The following is a 17,049-nucleotide window of genomic DNA, read 5'->3' as shown; positions in this document are numbered from 1 at the left end:
CAAATTCAATTATTACCACCTTCACTTAGAGGGTGGGACTGCGCACGATATGCCAAACCCCGCCTCAGAAGCGGGGTTTTTCATTCCTGTTTCTGAGGCTAATCAGGAGCACAGGAATGGACACGCTTGCCCAAACTATCAAAGAGACGATCGAAGCCGCTGACCGCGCCATTACGGCCGAAAATTTCGACGAGTTGATGAGGTTTTATGCGGATGACGCAAGTCTCGTCGTCAAACCAGGGCTGACAGTCGCAGGCAAAGAGAGCATCCGCCGAGCATTTGTCGCCATTGCGGAGCACTTCAACCACAGCATCGTAGTCACTCAGGGGGAGATGCAGGTCATACTCGGTGGTGATGTAGCGCTTGTTATCATGGAGACCCTGCTACAGGCCACTGATAAGTCAGGTGCGAAAACTGAAGTCATGCGCCGGGCCACCTATGTATTTCGACAGATATCGGAAAAGTGGCTATGTGTGGTGGACAATTCCTATGGGACGGCGTTGCTGGATGGGGTCATTGAATCGTAGGGTATTGAAACGCAATGGTGTTTACCCAATAGCTGGTAACCAAGGTCCGCACGCGAGAAATGGCAGCCTACTGACCTGTACCGCGCCCAAATAGTTAACGCCTGGAGGCAAATCCGTGTCCCCCAACTGTCGGAGCTACACCCTGATAGCGTGTCTGCTGCCGCAATTATGCGTAGCCAGCACACTGCATATAGATCCTCGTGGAGAGAGCCTCTACCAGGAAGCTGTCCCGTACCTGCTACAAGCAAATGACAAGCTCGTAGCAGTGACAGCTGATACGCCAACGACAAGCGAAGAGGAGAGACAGCACTCCCTGAACTTAGCGGAAGAAGGCGGTGCACTACTCAAGCCAGCCTTCACTTTGCTTGAGCAAGCAGCGGCCCTTGATCATCCCGTAGCCCAATATCGCCTCGGACTGATCTACGCGATGCTATCTCCGAGCGAAGTGATCAAGGAAAAAGCTTGCCCCTTGTTTGAACGAAGCCTCGCTCAAGGCTTTGCTCCACCGGCACTTGAAATTGCACATTGGTGCCTGGCATCCACTGATAGGTCCGAGTACCAAAAAGCATTACAGGCTATAGAAACCCGCATGCCGCTCTACGAAAAATATTTTCCACAGCCTGTTGTCCGTCTTGAATGCAAGCCTGAGGAACCTGTCGGCCTCGCCATGCAGTGGGGTAATGTTCGTGACTACCAAGCGGAAATCTATCGGCTACAAGGCGATAGCAATCGCTCGAAGCGCTTGGAGTATTACCAGAAGGCTATTGATACCAATGACTGCTACATCGCAAAAAAACGCATGGCGTATCTTAAATAATCCAGCAATGCCGCCTATGCGATGTTCAGGTCTGGGGATTGACGAAGCCAGTGACTCAATCCTGTAAATGACATCGCACACACTGCTGCTCATCCCCCAGCAAGGCCTGAGGCTTCTCGCAGCCAACGGTGCATAGATTGCACCGTTCGCGGAAGAAGCAGCCACTCGGTAGTCGGCGGTTCCCTGGTAATTCGGTAGGCGCGGCGACTTGCTCGTCGTGCAAAGGCACGCCCAGTCGTGGTACCGCCTCGAGCAACAAACGGGTATAGGGGTGACGTGGCTGATCGAGCACTTGAGCCGCGCTGCCCAGTTCAACGATTTGCCCCAAGTACATCACCGCTACCCGGCTAGCCATATGACGCACCACTGATACGTTGTGGGAAATCAGGATGTAAGTCAGATTGCGGGCACTTTGCAGCTCGGCCAGCAGGTTGAGAATCTGCGCCTGAACCGAGATGTCCAGCGCCGATGTGGGCTCGTCCAGGACAATGATATCCGGGTCTGACGAAAGGGCTCGGGCGATGGCGATGCGCTGACGCTGCCCTCCGGAAAACTGATGTGCGAAGCGGTCCAGGTACTCCGGGCGGATGCCGACTTGGGCCGCGACCCTGGCGGCCACATCGCGCATTTGCGCATGGCTGACATGGCCTCGGGCGTATAACGGTTCGGTGATGATTTTCCAGATAGGCAGGCGCGGATCGAGGGACGATTGTGGATCCTGGAAAACAATCTGAACGTTGCTGCGGCCTTCACCGCTGCGATTGGCCCAGTTAATCTCCCCGCTGCTGGGCGGCACCAGGCCCATCAACAGCTGGGCCAAGGTGCTCTTGCCGCAACCTGACTCGCCGACAATGCCCAGGGTCTCGCCTGCCCGCACCATAAGATCAATACCGTTCAAGGCGTGGGCATATCCGCGCGGCCGCCCCAACCAGTCATTGCTCACGGGAAAACGAACGTGGACATCGTCAAGTTGAAGAATCGTGGACGCCATCTGGGTGATGGGTTGAAGGACGGCACTGTTCATCACGAAAGCTCCTTGACCGGTAACCAGCACGCGCTTTTACGTTGGTCATTACCGTTGATGGTGTTGAGATTCGGGCGCTTGCTACACACCGGCATGGCGTACGTACACCGCTCCTGAAAAGTACAGCCCACGGGCAAAGAGGCCAGGTTCGGCACTTGACCGGGAATGGTCAGCAGCGGCTGGCCCGGCTCGACCATTTCCGGCAGACCACTGAGCAAACCTTGCGTATAGGGATGTTGCGGATTGCCCATGACATCCGCCGTGCGGCCCTCCTCGACCACTGCCCCTGTGTACATGACGTAGACCCGGTCGCAGAACTGCGAAACCAACGCCATGTCATGGGTGATGAGCAAGATGGCCGTGCCCCGCTGCCTGGCTTTTTCTCGCAACAGCAACAACACCTGGCGTTGCACGGTCACGTCGAGGGCCGTTGTCGGCTCGTCGGCGATCAGCAATTGAGGCTCGCAGGAGAACGCCAGCGCGATCATCACCCGCTGGCGCATGCCGCCAGACAGTTCGAAAGGATAGCTCTCCAATACCTGTTCCGGACTGGCTATGTGCATGTCGCGCAACAGTGCGATCGCCTTGAGACGGGCTTGGGCGGCGCTGATTTTCTGGTGATGAATGATCACATCAAGCATTTGCCTGCCGATGCGCCGGGTCGGGTTCAAGGCGGTCATCGGTTCCTGGAAAATCATCGCGGCATCGCGCCCGCGAATCGTCAGTAACTCTTTTTCAGGCGCTGCCAGCATGTCGCGACCGAGCATGCTCAGGCTGCCGGCGGTGATGCGATAGCTGCGCTCGGGCAACAATCGCATGCTGAGCATGGCCGTGACCGACTTGCCCGATCCGGACTCGCCGACGACGCCGACGATTTCCCCGGGATTGACGTGCAGCGACACGCCGTTCAGGGCTTTGACGTTGTTTTTATAAGCCGGGAACTCCAGGCTCAGGTTGTCGATGGACAATACTGGACTCGACGCATGCATGGTCATTTCCCCTGTTGCCGTGGGTCGAGCAGATCGCGTACGCCATCGCCCAGCAAGTTGAACCCGGTGGCCGTGATCAGAATCGCCAGGCCGGGAAAGGTCGAGTACCACCAGTTATCGAGGATGTAGTTGCGCCCGGTGGCGACCATCGCGCCCCACTCGGCCGTAGGCTGCTGCGCTCCCAGGCCGATAAAGCCCAAGGCCGAGGCCATGAGGATCGCGCTGCCGATATCCAGGCTCAACTGCACCAGCAATGGCGGCATTGCGTTACGTGCCACGTGCCAGTGCACCAGGTGCCAGCGCCCTGCCCCGAAGGTTTGGGCGGCCTTGACATAACCCATCTCGCGGATGCTCAAGGCTTGGCCGCGGGCTAGCCGGACATAGGAAGGAATTCGTACCAGCGTAATCGCCAGCATCGCGTTGAACAGGCTCGCGCCCAACGCAGCCGCCAAGGCCATGATCAGCACCAGCGATGGCACCGACAGCATGATGTCCATCAGGCGCATGATCAATGCGTCGAAACGACCACCGATGACCCCGGAAAAGCACCCCAGCAACCCGCCGATAAAACAGGATGCAAAAGCCACGAACAGACCGACCCCCACCGACTGCTGGCTACCGAACAACACGCGGCTGAACAGGTCGCGGCCGACTTCGTCGGTGCCGAACCAATGGCTGCTGGAAGGCGGCGCCAGGCGTTCGGCCAAGTTCAGCGCGTTGGGATCGTGACTGGCGAGCCAAGGGGCGAAGATCATGCACAGCAAGACGATACAGGTGATCGCCAGGCCCGCCATGGTCAGCGGGCTGCGGCGGATGCGGTAGGTCAGATAGGCGAATTTTTCGTTCCAGCGCGGGCGGCGCGTAGCCATCAGGGTAGCGGACATTTCAACTTACCTCGCCGATGCGTGGGTCGATCACGCGGTACACAATATCGATGGCCATGTTCAGGAGCACATAGATGAACGAAACCAGAATGGCGAAGCCCATCACCGCCGGGAAGTCCAGCGACTGGATCGACTTGACCACATAGGCGCCCATGCCGGGCCAGGCGAAGACCGTTTCGGTCAGCACCGCGCCATACAGCAAATCTCCGAGGGTCAATCCCAGGACTGTCACCGAAGGGATGAGCGCGTTAGGCAGTGCATGGCGCAGGATCACAGTCCAACGGGACAGGCCGTAGGCGCGGGCGGTGCGGATATAGTCTTCGCCGAGTTGATCAAGCATGGCTGAACGAATCTGCCGTGCGACGACGCCCAAGGTCACGAACCCCAGGGTCGCCGCCGGCAGAATCAGATGCTCGACGGCATCGAGAAACAGCGCGCCCTCACCGGCGAGCAGCGAGTCGAGCAGATAAAAACCGCTGATTGTCGGCGGCGGAGCAAGCCCTTCGGACAGCCGCCCTCCTCCCGGCAACCAACCCAGATGACCGTAGAACAGAACAATTGCGCCCAGGCCGAGCCAAAAGGCCGGCGTTGAAATGCCGGTGACTGCAAGCGTGCGGGCGATCTGGTCAATCGCCCGATTGTGGTAAACCGCTGATAGCACGCCAAGCGGCACGCCGGCCAGGATCGCCAGCACCAGCGCTACCAGCGCCAACTCCAGTGTTGCCGGGAAGAACGTCTGCAAGTCTTCCAGCACGGGACGGCTGGTGCGTATCGAGGTTCCCAGGTCTCCCTGCACCAGGTCCATCAGGTAACGACCGTATTGTTGATACAGCGGCAGATCCAATCCCAGTTGATGACGTATGCCTGCCACCAACGCATCACTGGCACGGTCGCCAGCGATCAGTCGGGCAGGATCACCCGGGATCAGGTGCGAAATTGCAAAGGTAATCAGCGAAACGCCGAACACGACCAGCAACAGGCCGAGCAGGCGCTTGCGCAACAAAGTCAGGAAGGCCATTTTGGCACCTCAGTAGCACCCGCGACGAAAATCAGAAGCCGCGCCAGCCACGAATGGCCAGCGCGAGGGAGCCGGTTTACTTGCTCATACTGCCCAAGTTGAACACCTGTTCGAGCATGGGGTTGAACACGTAACCCTTGACCGAATCACGCATCGGCAAGGTGTAGCTCTTCTGGTAGAGGTAGGCGTAGACGCTGTCCTTGAGCACCATTTTCTGCGCGGTCTGGTACAGCTCGACGCGCTTGGCGGTGTCGCTATTAGCGGCCGCTTCTCGAATCAACTTGTCGACTTGCGGGTTGCTATAGAACGAGCGGTTGCCCTGCAGGCCCTGCATCTTGGAGTCGAACCAGAAGTTCATGAACATGTACGGGTCGGCAAAGTCCGGGCTCCAGGCACCGACGGCGATGTCGTAGTCCGCCTGGCCGACGCGCTCACGCAGCGTGGCGTTGGCGAGCTTTTCCAGCTTGAGGTTGATGCCCAGTGGCGCCAATGCAGCTTGCAGGGTCAGGCCGATCGGTTCCCAGTTAGGATCCTTGTCCGAGTACATGTAGCTGAGGTTGGTAATTTTCTGCGGCGTTTTGGCCAGGCTTTCCTTGGCGGCTGCCATGTCTTGCTTCATCGGCGGCAACGAGCTGTCATACGCCCACATGCCGTCCGGGATTGGCCCGTTCAGGAGCTTGGCCTTGTCCCTGAGAATGCCTTTGACGATGCCGTTGTAGTCCACCGCTTCGGTGATCGCGCGACGTGCATCGACGCTGGTCAGTGGGCCCTTTTTGTTGTTCAGGTAGAGATAGGTGACCCGTAGCGACGGGAACTCCTTCACCACCACGCCGGGCTTGCTGGCAAGAACGCCGAGCTGGTCTTCGGGCATGTCTTCGATGATGTCCAGGTCCCCCCGCTCCAACTGCAGGCGACGCACGGAGGGCTCACCGATGATCTTGATGACCACCGTTTTGAGCGCAGGTTTGGGACCGGCGAAGTAGGTGTTCGGCTCCATGGTCAGCGACTGGCCTTTTTGCCAGTTGCTCAAGCGGAAGGGGCCGGAGCCTGCGGTATGGCTCGACAGCCAGGCGTTGACGTCCGCGCTTTTATTGACCACAGCGGGGTTGATGATCGACGCACCGTTGTGGGCCAGGGTAAACAGGAACGGCGAGAAAGGCGTCTTCAGGGTGAACCGGATGGTCTGCGGGTCGACAACCGTGACCACCATGTCCTCCGGAAATGCACCGGAAGGTCCCTGCTTGAGAGTCATCAAGCGATCAAAGGAAAACTTCACCGCGGCGGCATCTACAGGGGCACCGTCGTCAAATTTGTTGCCAGGTTTGATTTTGAATTCCCAGACCAGATTGTCCGGAGAAACGGTCCAACTCTCGGCCAGGTCACCCTGAACTTCGGTGCTGCTTTTATCGCCTTCGACCTTGTAGCCGACCAGGCGCTGGTACGACGGGTAGGTAATGGTCCAGTCGTTGTTATCGAAGGTCACGGCCGGGTCGAGGGTCTGGGGATCAGCGGGTTTGCCGATGACCAGGGTGTCTTGTGGTACAGCCGCTGTCGCAGCCTGCCAGGCACCGAGGCTCAATGCACTGCACAAAATGCTCAGCAATAGCTTGCCGGCGCCGGGAAAGGGTTTGCAGGTCACGGTGTTCATTGGGTTCATGCCGGTTTCCTTGATCATTCGATAGAGGGAAGTACGTCAGGTTTTTTATAAAAGCTATAACCGGGCAGTTGCAGGTGAAACGTAAGTAACGCTGTCTTGTTATTGTTATCAGCCGCACTGAGCGTGGGCTGCGCGGTGCTATCTGTTGGTAAATCCGTGGTTTAAACGTCTTCCAGCAAGGGGTAATCGTCGGCATCCGGAAGTTCGTAATGCCACCACTCGGTGGCAATCGCCTGGAAGCCGGCGGCGAGCATGATTCCCACCAACAGCAGTCGATTGCGTTGCACGTCTACTGGCAAGTCGGGATAGAACTGGTGGGATTTCTCTTCCATTGCGTCGAATTCAGTCCCCATATCCAGCGGCTCGCCATCAGTGCCGACCAGAGTCAGGTCCACGGCCACGCCACGGCTGTGATGGGAGCCCAAATGTGGGTCACGCACGTAGTCGTTGTTTGGCAGCGCGTCCCACAACAGGTACTGGGCATAAGGCGGCCGATAGGCGTCATAGATGCGAAGGGTAAACCCGGCCTGACGCGCGAGCTGACTGGCTTTGTATAAACAGTCGGCAGCCTGGCGATGTAACAGGCAGCGCGCATTTGGATAAATCACTCTTCCTGCCAGGTTGTCTGCACCGGCGTAGATCAAATCGATTTGCACTTGGTAGCGCTGGGCATCGATCTCTACAAGGGGGCTGTTGTTCACGCCAATACTCCAGTTGGGATTCAGTGGGACGATGAAGATCAGCCTTCGAACTGACCGAAAGCTTTTTGCAATTGACGGTTCTTGGCCAAGCGCTCATCGAGTCGATCCCCGTATTTCTCAGCGACGGCCGACACCATGAGATTCAACAGGCAGGCCAATGGCGCAGGTGAATCCCAGAACTGCCCGACATCGGTTTTCAGTTGCAAGAGGTCAAGTGGGTAGTCTCGGGCCCAGGAGCATTGCAGGTCGGTGATTAGGGCCAATGGGACGTCGTTGTCTATGGCCGCGTCGCAGAAAGTCTGAGTCACGCTGGAATAAGCACGGAAATCCGCAATGATTGCGTAGGGATTGGCGAAGCCGGAATTCAGGGTTTCTGCGTAAATGCCGGACAGACCATCGACGTAGTAGACCTTGGGCCGGATGTACTCAAGGTGGCTATGGAACGCTGTGAGAATCCCTCGAGTGGACTGAATGCCGAGAATGAATACTGCATCGGCTTCGTAGATGCGTTGCACGATATCGGCGAAGGCGTCGCTGCGCGCCAGACCGTAGACATATCGAATGGCCTCGATCTCGCGACTCAGGGAACGATCAAGAGCATCTTGCTGATTGCTTTCGGCACGAAAGGCGCCGATGCGATCGGTGATCAGCCACGACGCTGGCGTTTCAACGCGCAAGCTCTGTTTGACTTCATCGATGTTCTGGTAGCCAAGGGATCGAAAAAAGCGCCCTACGGAAATTCCAGTGGTGGAGGTCTGCTGCGCGATGCTATCGGCCGACTCGAACGGAAGCTGTTCTGGGTTACCCAACAGATAACTGGCGATCCGCTTGCCAGTCGGGGTCAGGTTGGAGAACTCTCGCTCCAGCAATTGCAGGAAGCTGTTCTTTTCCATGGATTTTCAGAGCTCCCGAACGCGAAATGTTATTGTATTGTCATTAATTTCTACAGTGTTATAACAATAACATTCGATTTCGAGGCAATACAATGACTATTTTCAGCAGACGTCCTGCGGTGATTGGCGGGGGGGGGGCACAACGCGGTTGAGTTTGAAGGGAAACGAATCTCTACTCCCCTCTGTTCAGGAAAAAACGGGCTCTTTTCGAGCCCGTGCTCCTGCGGCAATCATCAGGACAATAGCCGGGACAATCACCACGCTGGCCGATAGCATCGCCCCCTTGAACCCAGCCAGATTCAGCGTTTCCCCACCCATAATCACACCCAACCCGATCGCGCCATTCAGCACGGCTGTATGGACCGCGGTGGCCGGCACCGTGTGATCGCCGGCAATTCTCAAGACCCAGGTCTGCAGGCCGGTGAACAAGGCGGAAATAGCGACGCCCCAGACCATCAGCAAGATAATCACCGGCGCGATACTCAGTAACGGACCGTAGACACCCAAGGTCACCAAGGCCAATGCCATCGCGACCAACGCCACCAGAATGAAGGCCTTCAAGTAGCGATCAATGAAAAAAGCGCTAAGCAGGTTGCCAAGAAAACCTGCGGCTCCGAAAGCAAACAGCAGGGTGGCAATCAAGTACGGCGTGATACCAGGTACCTGGCCAATAAACGGCTCGACGAAGGTATAGGCGCCAAAATGCGCAGCCGCTGTCAGTCCGGTGATGACGTACGTGATCAACAGATCCTTGCGCCGCAGCACCGCTGCAAACCCGCCCCCCTTGGCCAGGGAATGAATCTGCATGGAAGGAAGCACCAGTGTTATCGCACCGGCGCTGACGACACACATCAAGGCCAGGCATACGAACGCCGTACGCCAACCATTGTATTGCCCCACCAGATTGATCAGCGGAACGCCCATTACAGTGGCGATCGTGATACCGCCCAAGACAATCGAGGTGGCCAACCCCATGCGTTGCGACGGCACGATATGCGCGGCAGTGGCTGCCACGATTGCCCAGAACACACCATGGGCCAATGCGCCGACGGCGCGCGCACCGAGCAGCGTCGAAAATTCAGGGGATAACGCCGCCAGCCCGTTTGATACGGCCAGCATTAGCATCAATGCGATCAGCAACGCCTTGCGGGGGATCCAGCGGTTCAACCAGTTGGACAACAAGCCGCTGGCAGCCCCGATCCAGGCATACAACGTTACCGTCAGTCCGACGGTAGACGGGGTTTGATCCAGGTCTGTCGATATCTGCGATAACAAACCAATGGGCGCGAATTCGGAAGTGACCATCGTGAATGAGGCCATGCACAGCACACTGACTGCACACCATATCCGCAAGGCTGAGTTACCCATCGCTAATGTCCATCCCTGTTCATCTGCTGAGTCATCGTAAACCCACTGCGCCGCCTGCACTGCGCGGATTGGCTCGGTCCCTTCTACTCCGAAGCAGATACGATGCACAACTAGATACGATGCACAACTGTCCCATCGATCGCCGCCCTGTCAGATCCTGTAATAAATCGCCTCGTATGAAATGCTAGAAACCGTTGTAGGATTTCTTCCCCAATTATTTCCAGGTTTGTATGAACACCCTTCAGGAACCTCCCAGTCGCCTTTCGAAGAACCGTTTTCTCTCCTGCGCCCCTATGGCCTGCACATGTGCGTTGCAGCCCCCTTCCCTTGCATTGATCATCCGAGGGAACGAATAACCCATGGAATGGATCGTTGACCCCACGGCATGGCTGGGCCTGCTGACCTTGATCGTGCTGGAGCTGGTGCTCGGCATCGACAACCTTGTATTCATCGCCATCCTGGCTGACAAACTTCCGCCCGAGCAGCGCGACCGCGCCCGTATCATCGGCCTGTCCCTGGCATTGCTGATGCGCCTTGGTCTCCTCGCCAGCATCTCCTGGATGGTGACGTTGACCAACCCACTGTTCGAGGTCTTCGGCAAGACGTTCTCGGGCCGGGACTTGATCATGCTGTTTGGCGGTGTGTTCCTGCTATTCAAGGCAACCATGGAGTTGCATGAGCGACTCGAGGGCCACGTGGCGCAACGTACCGGCAATGCCGCCTATGCGATGTTCTGGCCTATCGTTGCGCAGATTGTGGTACTGGACGCGGTCTTTTCCCTGGATGCGGTGATCACGGCCGTGGGCATGGTGGAGCACCTGTCGGTCATGATGATCGCGGTGATGTTCTCCATCGGCTTGATGATGATCGCGAGCAAGCCTCTAACCAAATTCGTCAACGGCCACCCTACCGTCATCATGCTGTGCCTGGGTTTCCTGATGATGATCGGCTTCAGCCTCACTGCCGAGGGCCTGGGTTTCCATATTCCAAAAGGCTACTTGTACGCCGCGATTGGTTTCTCGATCCTGATCGAACTGTTCAACCAGTTGGCGCGCTCGCGTCGCAAGAAAAGCCTGCAAGGTCTTCGACCGATGCGCGAACGTACCGCCCATGCGGTGTTGCGCCTGCTGGGCGGCCAAAAGCTGGGGGCCGATGAAGTCGGCGAGGAAATCGCCGACATGCTTGAAGGCGACGAACCCGAACAGGTTTTCCATCGGCGCGAACGGGTCATGATCAGTGGCGTGCTGCAATTGGCCGAGCGGCCGATACGCAGCGTGATGACGCCTCGTGCGCAAATTGACCACCTCGACTTGGCAGATGCTCCACAAGAAATCCGTACGACGCTGATGCACTCTGCTTACTCGCGCTTGCCATTGATCCGGGAAGGACGCGTGGATGAGCCGCTTGGCTTTGTCCATAAGAAAGAACTGCTAAAGGAAATACTCGCGGGCAATCAGCCGAATCTGGAGGCCATGGCGCGCAAAGCCATCAACCTGCTGGACAGCTTCACGATCCTTAATGCACTGGAGCAAATGCGTAAGGAGTCGACCCATATCGCGTTCGTGGTGAACGAGTTCGGTGACTTCGTGGGGCTTCTCACGATGACCGACATCCTGGAATCCATTGCAGGTGAACTGCCGGATGCCAGTGAAATCGAAGGCCCGAACATTGTTCCCCAGCACGAGGGTTTCCTCGTCAGCGGTGCCCTGAATCTCAGTCAGGTTCGCGAGCACATCGGCTTCCAGGCGAAAGCGACGGAGGATTACCAGACGCTTGCCGGGTTGATGATGAGCCTGCTGGATCGTTTGCCGATCATTGGCGACACGCTCAGTTGGCAAGGATGGAGCATGACCGTGATGGAGGTTGAAGAGCGTCGGGTAACCAGGGTGCTGTTGCGTAAGGAATAAGCGCAAGACGAGGCCGCATTTGCGGCCTTGTTTATTCTCTACGCGGTGGCGTCCAACATTAGCTCGCGTCGGGATCGTCGAAATTCGGGCCAGCAGTTTAGCGATTACCGTGATGCATCGCGAGAAACGACTGTTGCTATCAGATAAGCCCGGACTGTAACTGACACTCTCCTCGCCATTCGCTTACTGTCATGGTTCATCCCTCGGAGCGCCCCCCATGCCGGATACCGCCAATCTCTACCTGTTCGTGGTTGCCGTTGTGCTTTTGCTGATCGTACCGGGACCCAACATGGCCTTTGTCACCAGTCATGCGCTGGCCCACGGCTGGCGTGCCGGCATTGCCGCCGCCCTTGGCATTTCCTTTTCGGACGGGCTGATGACGATGATGGTCAGCGCGGGAATTGGTGCGCTGGTGATGAGCTGGGCGCCGGCGTTCGATCTGCTACGTCTGGCCGGGGCCGGTTATTTGCTGTGGCTTGCCTGGCAAGCACTGAGGACTCCGGCAGCGACTCAGAATAGCCAGCTTCAGGCGGCTTCGCTGTGGAAAATCTTCTGCCGAGGTGCCCTCAACAGCCTCCTGAATCCCAAGGCGCTGCTGTTCTTCATGGTATTCCTGCCCCAGTTCGTCAACGTCAAGGCCGGCGGTGTGACCCTGCAGTTGATCTTCCTCGGAGCATTGCTGGCACTGATTGCCCTCATCTTCCATACCTTGCTGGGTGTTTGCGCCGCCCTGCTCAGGGCGAAGCTGGCAAGCGGAGGGATTTCAAGGCGCCTGGGCACGTATGGTTTTGCCGGGGTCATGGCAGCGCTGGCCGCACGCCTGTTGTTTCTTGACCGCCCGCTTTGACCACTGGCTTCCCTGCGCCAGCGATTGGCCTATGCTTAGCCAATCCATTGCGGAGCTGGATCAATGTCGTCTTCGGAAACCACCCTCCTCCAAAGCTGGCATCACAATGCCCAATCCTGGATCGAAGCCATCCGCACGGGTGCCATCGAAAGCCGGCTGACGGTCACGAACCAGGCCATGCTACTGGCGGTACAGAGCCGCCAGCCCGAGCGCGTGCTCGATCTGGGTTGCGGCGAAGGCTGGCTGTTGCGAGCGCTGGCTGAACGGGGCATCGATGCGGTGGGTGTGGATGGCGACGCGACGCTGGTCGATGCGGCGCGGGCGGCGGGTTCCTCGCCGGTGCATCTGGCAAGCTATGACGCGCTGGTGGAGGCAAAGGTGGACGTCGGCAGCGGCTACGACCTGATCTGCGCCAACTTCGCCCTGTTGCACCAGGACATCATCCCCTTGCTCGCTGCGATGAATGCCCTGCTCAGCCCAGCCGGCGCGCTGGTGGTTCAGACGCTGCATCCATGGACCGTGGCGGCGGGCGATTATCAGGACGGTTGGCGAGAAGAGACCTTCGATGGGTTCAAAGGCCAATGGCAACGTATGCCGTGGTACTTCCGCACCTTGTCCAGTTGGCTCAATGCCCTGGACATGGCCGGTTTCCGATTGGTGGTCCTGCAGGAACCGCAACATCCACAAAGCCCGATGCCGCAGTCTTTACTGCTGGTGGCCGAGCAATCCCCGTCATGGCGTTAGCGACTCGACGGTAAAACACCCCGAGCGATAAACCCTGCGCGCCTGCAGCCCGCGCTTTTGCAGGGTTTTCCTGACGGTTCTGAGAAACATGCCGTGAGAGACAACGATCGTGGCCTTCCCCGGTTCGCCGCAGCTGTTGTAAAGCTCATCGGCGACACCGAGCGCCCGCTGGTGTTCGGCTTTTCGGCTGGCAGCCCCCAGTGAAATCCCCAGCAACCACAGGATCCTGTGTAACGCGAACCAATGCCTCACGCCCATTTTCAAGACGGGAATGCTGCTCAGCCGCAGGTCGTATTCACGTAGTCGAGCATCCTGTTGGATACGTGTGGCTTCGAATAGCCGGCATGCCGTCGCGTAGGCTCTATTGACGGGCGAGGAAATGATGTTGGCTTCGGTCGCCAAAAGAGCTTGGGACAAGTCCGATTGACTCAGGAATGCGGCAATCTCACCCTCATCGATGGACGAGGTCTGGTTGTATTCATCCAGCAGCAGCTTGGCTGCATACGCATTGCAGGGTTTGTAATCGATCAGCGGCGTGGCATGGCGTATCAGGTAAATCACAGCAACAGCTCCCTTGTCTTGCATGAAAATCCCTTTCGAAGCGCACCTGTATACAGGCAACGACGCCATTGATCGAGTGCAATGCTGTTTTATTCAAGGAGTGGTGAACCTGTGGCGAGGGAGCCCCCGCCACGTCTTCGACGCTGCGCTGTCGCGCAGGGAACTAGAGCGACGTCCGTGGGAATGCATCCCGTGACGCTCTGCGTCACCTTCCAGAAGCGGAACGCGGAGCGTCCCTGGCGACATTCCCACGCAGGAGCGTGGGAACGATCGAAGCGAAAGATCAAAAGATCGCAGGCTTCGCCAGCTCCTACAGAACCCAGCGAGAGCAAGCTCTGGCCAGAAATTGCCGGGAGCTTACCAAAGCGCCATCGTGTAGCTGACGATCAACCGGTTCTCATCCAGGTCGTTGCCAAAATTCGAGCGCACCGTCGCGTTGCGCCATTTCAAGCCCAGCCCCTTCAACGTGCCGTCCTGCACCACATAGGCGATATCCGTGTTGCGCTCCCATTCCTTGCCTTCGCCCAGTGCGCTGCGCTGGACGTTGTCGCCGGTGATGTAGCGGGTCATGAAGGTCAACCCGGGCACGCCAATGGCCGCAAAGTTGTAGTCATAGCGCGCTTGCCAGGAACGCTCGTCGATGTTGGCGAAGTCGCCGATCTGCACGAAGTTGACCAGGTAGGGATCGCTGCGTCCGATGTACGGAAATGGATCGTCGCCGCTCATGCGCTGGTAGCCCAGGCCCAACGCATGGCCCGCCAGGCTATAGGTGAACATGGCGCCGAAGGCCTGGTTGTCGAGTTCGCGAAAATTGCCGTCTTCGGTGCTGCGCGAATAGCGCACGTCACTCTTGAACGACTGGCCTGCGCCCAGGTCCAGGGTGTGGACGAAGCCGAGGTAGTTTTGCTGGTAGATGTCTTCCAACAGGCTATAGCGGTATTGCGCCGTGAGGTTCGGCAGGAACTGATAGTCCGCTCCGGCGAACTGGAACTTGTCGCTGCTGCCGCCGATGCGGTTGGCGGTCATGTCCTGGTAATCGGTGGAGTCGACAAAGTTGATCTGCGTGAGTTGCCCGGCAGTCAGCTTCAAACGATCGATTTCCTGCACGCTCAGCAAGCCGCCCTTGAAGGTTCCTGGCAACAGGCGCGTGTCGTTGGAACTCACCGCAGGGTCCTTGATCTGCAACGTTCCCAGTTTCAAGGTGCTGTTGGACACACGAACTTTGGCGGTCAGGCCCAGTTCGCCATAGCGGTCTTGCGAACCGCCAGACAAATCCGCTGGTAGCAGGTTGGTGCCCGCCGTACCGCCCCCGGAGTCCAGTTTGAAACCGGCCATGCCCAAGGCATCGAGGCCGAAACCCACGGTCCCGGCGGTGTATCCCGACTCCATCCGCAGCAGAAAGCCCTGCGCCCATTCTTCGGCCTTGTCCCGTGCCCCTTCCTGACGGAAGTCACGGTTGAAGTAGAAGTTGCGGGCCTCCAGGCTGCCTTTGCTGTCGGCGATGAAGTCGGCCTGGGCGTTCGGCACGCCGATCAGGCTCAGGCCCAGCAACGTGCCGGCGGGTGTGTAAAACCAGGTGGATGTGAAATGCCCCATGTCATGCTCCTTTTTTATGGACGCGAGCGAACCCTCTCGGGGGCGTTGCAATCGCGTCCGATGGTTGTTGTTTTAAGGGTTGTTGCGGCGTCCGCGCTGTGCGCGGACGTCACGGCTGGTCAGGACTCGAGTTGTCTGCCGCGGGTTTCCGGCAGGCTCAACGCCGCCAGGATCACCACGCCATAGGCGCCAGCGGCGAATACGCCGATCCCAGTGCCGATGGGCAAGGTGTTGCTCAACGCGCCGATGAACAACGGGAACAACGCCGCGATGGAACGCCCGGCGTTGTAGCAGAAGCCCTGCCCCGACCCGCGCATGCGGGTGGGAAACAGCTCGGTCAGGAATGCGCCCATGCCGGCGAAGATGCCCGAGGCGAAGAAGCCCAGTGGAAAGCCCAGCCAGAGCATCCAGGTGTTATCGATGGGCAGTTGGGTGTAGGCCAAGACGTTTGCCATGGAGCCGACGGCGAACAGGATGAAGTTCTTCTTGCGGCCAATGGCATCGGTCAGCAACGCACTGGTCACGTAGCCGATGTAGGAACCGACGATGACCATCGCCAGGTAGCCGCCAGTACCGAGCACACTCAGGCCGCGCTCGGTTTTCAGGTACGTCGGCAACCACGTGGTAATGGCGTAGTAGCCGCCCAGCGCACCAGTGGTCAACAGCGAGGCGCGCAACGTGGTGCTGAGCATCCGTGGGGCAAATATCTCGAAGAATGCCCAGCGAGAGCCCAGTTCCGGCTTGGCCTGGCGTTCCCGCACCGCATGTTCGAAGGTGTCCGACTCCTTGACCAGTCGACGGATCACCAACACAAACAGCGCCGGCACCAGGCCGATCATGAACAATGCCCGCCAGGCGTCTTCCGGCGGCAGGAAACTGAACAGCCCGGCATACAACAGCGCCGTCACTCCCCAGCCCAGCGCCCATCCGGCCTGCACCATGCCCACTGCTTTGCCACGGTCCTTGGAGCGGATCACCTCGCCGATCAACACCGCCCCCGCGGTCCATTCACCACCGAAGCCAAAGCCCATCAAGGTCCGGGCCACCAGCAATTGCTCGTAGTTCTGCGCCAGCCCGCACAGGAAGGTGAAGAATGCGAACCACAGGACCGTCAATTGCAGGGTCCGTACCCGGCCGATGCGGTCGGACAGGATCCCGGCGATCCAACCGCCGGCCGCCGAGGCCAGCAGCGTGCAGGTGCCGATCAAGCCGGCGTCACCCTTGGAAATCCCCCAGGTCGCGATCAGGGTCGGGATGACGAAACTCAGCATCTGCGTATCCATGCCGTCCAGGGCATAGCCGATCTTGCAGCTCCAGAATGTACGTTTTTCATTTTTCGACAGGGGGCCGTACCAACTGAACGGGCCCGTGCGCCCTGTCCCGGTGGTTACGCAGTCAGTCATGGTCTTTTCCATGGAAGGTTCCTGCGGCAGCAAGCGAAGATGACGGACACGCCTCGTTATTTTTTTGTGAAGGCGTTGTCGTTGGGGATGCGGACGCAGTGGCTGCGTCGTGG

Annotated in this window: 16 protein-coding genes; 5 read left to right on the top strand and 11 right to left on the bottom strand. The window is 58.3% G+C overall.

The genetic code is table 11. The features are described 5' to 3' along the window. Positions 1-116: 116 nt before the first annotated feature. Complete coding sequence (locus ASC85_RS17975; RefSeq protein ID WP_057450737.1) at positions 117-527, top strand: YybH family protein; 411 nt, start codon at positions 117-119, stop codon at positions 525-527. A 115-nt stretch (positions 528-642) separates the two neighbouring features. Continuing rightward, positions 643-1,344, top strand: coding sequence for a hypothetical protein (locus tag ASC85_RS17970; RefSeq protein ID WP_057450736.1), 702 nt, complete (start codon positions 643-645; stop codon positions 1,342-1,344). 55 nt (positions 1,345-1,399) lie between these two features. Here ASC85_RS17970 and ASC85_RS17965 read toward each other — a convergent pair whose 3' ends face one another. From ASC85_RS17965 to ASC85_RS17930, 8 genes are all read right to left on the bottom strand, one after another. Then, positions 1,400-2,368 (bottom strand): ABC transporter ATP-binding protein, encoded by a 969-nt coding sequence (locus tag ASC85_RS17965; RefSeq protein ID WP_057450735.1) that lies wholly within the window; start codon positions 2,366-2,368, stop codon positions 1,400-1,402. Next, complete coding sequence (locus ASC85_RS17960) at positions 2,368-3,357, bottom strand: ABC transporter ATP-binding protein (protein ID WP_053179869.1); 990 nt, start codon at positions 3,355-3,357, stop codon at positions 2,368-2,370. Before ASC85_RS17960 ends, ASC85_RS17965 begins: the two co-directional genes overlap by 1 nt. A 2-nt stretch (positions 3,358-3,359) precedes the next feature. After that, entirely contained in the window at positions 3,360-4,241 is an 882-nt protein-coding gene (ddpC, locus tag ASC85_RS17955) for a D,D-dipeptide ABC transporter permease (RefSeq protein ID WP_013693388.1), read from the bottom strand. Between the two features lies 1 nt (position 4,242). Then, a complete protein-coding gene (locus tag ASC85_RS17950) occupies positions 4,243-5,259 on the bottom strand; it encodes an ABC transporter permease (RefSeq protein WP_003201952.1) in 1,017 nt (338 codons plus the stop codon). 76 nt (positions 5,260-5,335) lie between these two features. Beyond that, positions 5,336-6,916 (bottom strand): ABC transporter substrate-binding protein, encoded by a 1,581-nt coding sequence (locus ASC85_RS17945; protein ID WP_057450734.1) that lies wholly within the window; start codon positions 6,914-6,916, stop codon positions 5,336-5,338. Between the two features lie 161 nt (positions 6,917-7,077). Further along, positions 7,078-7,617, bottom strand: a complete 540-nt coding sequence (gene ddpX, locus ASC85_RS17940; protein WP_057450733.1) for a D-alanyl-D-alanine dipeptidase — start codon at positions 7,615-7,617, stop codon at positions 7,078-7,080. Between the two features lie 38 nt (positions 7,618-7,655). Continuing rightward, positions 7,656-8,510 (bottom strand): MurR/RpiR family transcriptional regulator, encoded by an 855-nt coding sequence (locus ASC85_RS17935; protein WP_057450732.1) that lies wholly within the window; start codon positions 8,508-8,510, stop codon positions 7,656-7,658. 186 nt (positions 8,511-8,696) lie between these two features. Beyond that, positions 8,697-9,830 carry an MFS transporter gene (locus tag ASC85_RS17930; RefSeq protein WP_236712375.1) on the bottom strand — a complete coding sequence of 378 codons (1,134 nt, stop codon included), beginning with the start codon at positions 9,828-9,830 and terminating at the stop codon, positions 8,697-8,699. 407 nt (positions 9,831-10,237) lie between these two features. Here ASC85_RS17930 and ASC85_RS17925 point away from each other — a divergent pair, with 407 nt between their 5' ends. From ASC85_RS17925 to ASC85_RS17915, 3 genes are all read left to right on the top strand, one after another. Continuing rightward, entirely contained in the window at positions 10,238-11,785 is a 1,548-nt protein-coding gene (locus tag ASC85_RS17925) for a TerC family protein (RefSeq protein ID WP_057450730.1), read from the top strand. A gap of 217 nt (positions 11,786-12,002) precedes the next feature. After that, the gene (locus ASC85_RS17920) at positions 12,003-12,632 is read left to right on the top strand and encodes a LysE family translocator (protein ID WP_057450729.1); all 630 of its coding nucleotides are present in this window, start codon (positions 12,003-12,005) and stop codon (positions 12,630-12,632) included. Positions 12,633-12,695: 63 nt separating this feature from the next. Next, positions 12,696-13,376, top strand: a complete 681-nt coding sequence (locus tag ASC85_RS17915; protein ID WP_057450728.1) for a class I SAM-dependent methyltransferase — start codon at positions 12,696-12,698, stop codon at positions 13,374-13,376. On the opposite strand, the gene ASC85_RS17910 is transcribed toward ASC85_RS17915, so the two are convergent. The 3 genes from ASC85_RS17910 to ASC85_RS17900 all read right to left on the bottom strand — a co-directional run bounded on the left by ASC85_RS17910 (position 13,365) and on the right by ASC85_RS17900 (position 16,936). Then, the gene (locus tag ASC85_RS17910; protein WP_177343175.1) at positions 13,365-13,961 is read right to left on the bottom strand and encodes a phosphoglycerate mutase family protein; all 597 of its coding nucleotides are present in this window, start codon (positions 13,959-13,961) and stop codon (positions 13,365-13,367) included. The two genes, ASC85_RS17915 and ASC85_RS17910, sit on opposite strands and share 12 nt — an antisense overlap. A gap of 333 nt (positions 13,962-14,294) precedes the next feature. Continuing rightward, entirely contained in the window at positions 14,295-15,533 is a 1,239-nt protein-coding gene (locus ASC85_RS17905; RefSeq protein ID WP_057450727.1) for an OprD family porin, read from the bottom strand. A 119-nt stretch (positions 15,534-15,652) separates the two neighbouring features. Further along, complete coding sequence (locus ASC85_RS17900; RefSeq protein WP_162254879.1) at positions 15,653-16,936, bottom strand: MFS transporter; 1,284 nt, start codon at positions 16,934-16,936, stop codon at positions 15,653-15,655. Between the last annotated feature and the right edge of the window lie 113 nt (positions 16,937-17,049).

This window comes from Pseudomonas sp. Root401 (genome assembly GCF_001425105.1).
In the GTDB taxonomy this organism is placed as follows: domain Bacteria; phylum Pseudomonadota; class Gammaproteobacteria; order Pseudomonadales; family Pseudomonadaceae; genus Aquipseudomonas; species Aquipseudomonas brassicacearum.
The sequence above is the reverse complement of the archived record's forward strand: the minus strand, read 5'-3'. Positions and strand labels throughout refer to the sequence as shown.

What these genes read in the sequence shown, in the direction of transcription:
- ASC85_RS17975 (WP_057450737.1), top strand. Translation starts at nt 117, where the DNA reads ATGGACACGCTTGCCCAAACTATCAAAGAGACGATCGAAGCCGCTGAC.
- ASC85_RS17950 (WP_003201952.1), bottom strand. Translation starts at nt 5,259, where the DNA reads ATGGCCTTCCTGACTTTGTTGCGCAAGCGCCTGCTCGGCCTGTTGCTG.
- ASC85_RS17945 (WP_057450734.1), bottom strand. Translation starts at nt 6,916, where the DNA reads ATGAACCCAATGAACACCGTGACCTGCAAACCCTTTCCCGGCGCCGGC.
- ASC85_RS17920 (WP_057450729.1), top strand. Translation starts at nt 12,003, where the DNA reads ATGCCGGATACCGCCAATCTCTACCTGTTCGTGGTTGCCGTTGTGCTT.
- ASC85_RS17900 (WP_162254879.1), bottom strand. Translation starts at nt 16,936, where the DNA reads ATGACTGACTGCGTAACCACCGGGACAGGGCGCACGGGCCCGTTCAGT.
- ASC85_RS17960 (WP_053179869.1), bottom strand. Translation starts at nt 3,357, where the DNA reads ATGCATGCGTCGAGTCCAGTATTGTCCATCGACAACCTGAGCCTGGAG.
- ddpC (WP_013693388.1), bottom strand. Translation starts at nt 4,241, where the DNA reads ATGTCCGCTACCCTGATGGCTACGCGCCGCCCGCGCTGGAACGAAAAA.
- ASC85_RS17910 (WP_177343175.1), bottom strand. Translation starts at nt 13,961, where the DNA reads ATGCAAGACAAGGGAGCTGTTGCTGTGATTTACCTGATACGCCATGCC.
- ASC85_RS17965 (WP_057450735.1), bottom strand. Translation starts at nt 2,368, where the DNA reads ATGAACAGTGCCGTCCTTCAACCCATCACCCAGATGGCGTCCACGATT.
- ASC85_RS17905 (WP_057450727.1), bottom strand. Translation starts at nt 15,533, where the DNA reads ATGGGGCATTTCACATCCACCTGGTTTTACACACCCGCCGGCACGTTG.
- ASC85_RS17915 (WP_057450728.1), top strand. Translation starts at nt 12,696, where the DNA reads ATGTCGTCTTCGGAAACCACCCTCCTCCAAAGCTGGCATCACAATGCC.
- ASC85_RS17935 (WP_057450732.1), bottom strand. Translation starts at nt 8,510, where the DNA reads ATGGAAAAGAACAGCTTCCTGCAATTGCTGGAGCGAGAGTTCTCCAAC.
- ASC85_RS17930 (WP_236712375.1), bottom strand. Translation starts at nt 9,830, where the DNA reads ATGGCCTCATTCACGATGGTCACTTCCGAATTCGCGCCCATTGGTTTG.
- ASC85_RS17925 (WP_057450730.1), top strand. Translation starts at nt 10,238, where the DNA reads ATGGAATGGATCGTTGACCCCACGGCATGGCTGGGCCTGCTGACCTTG.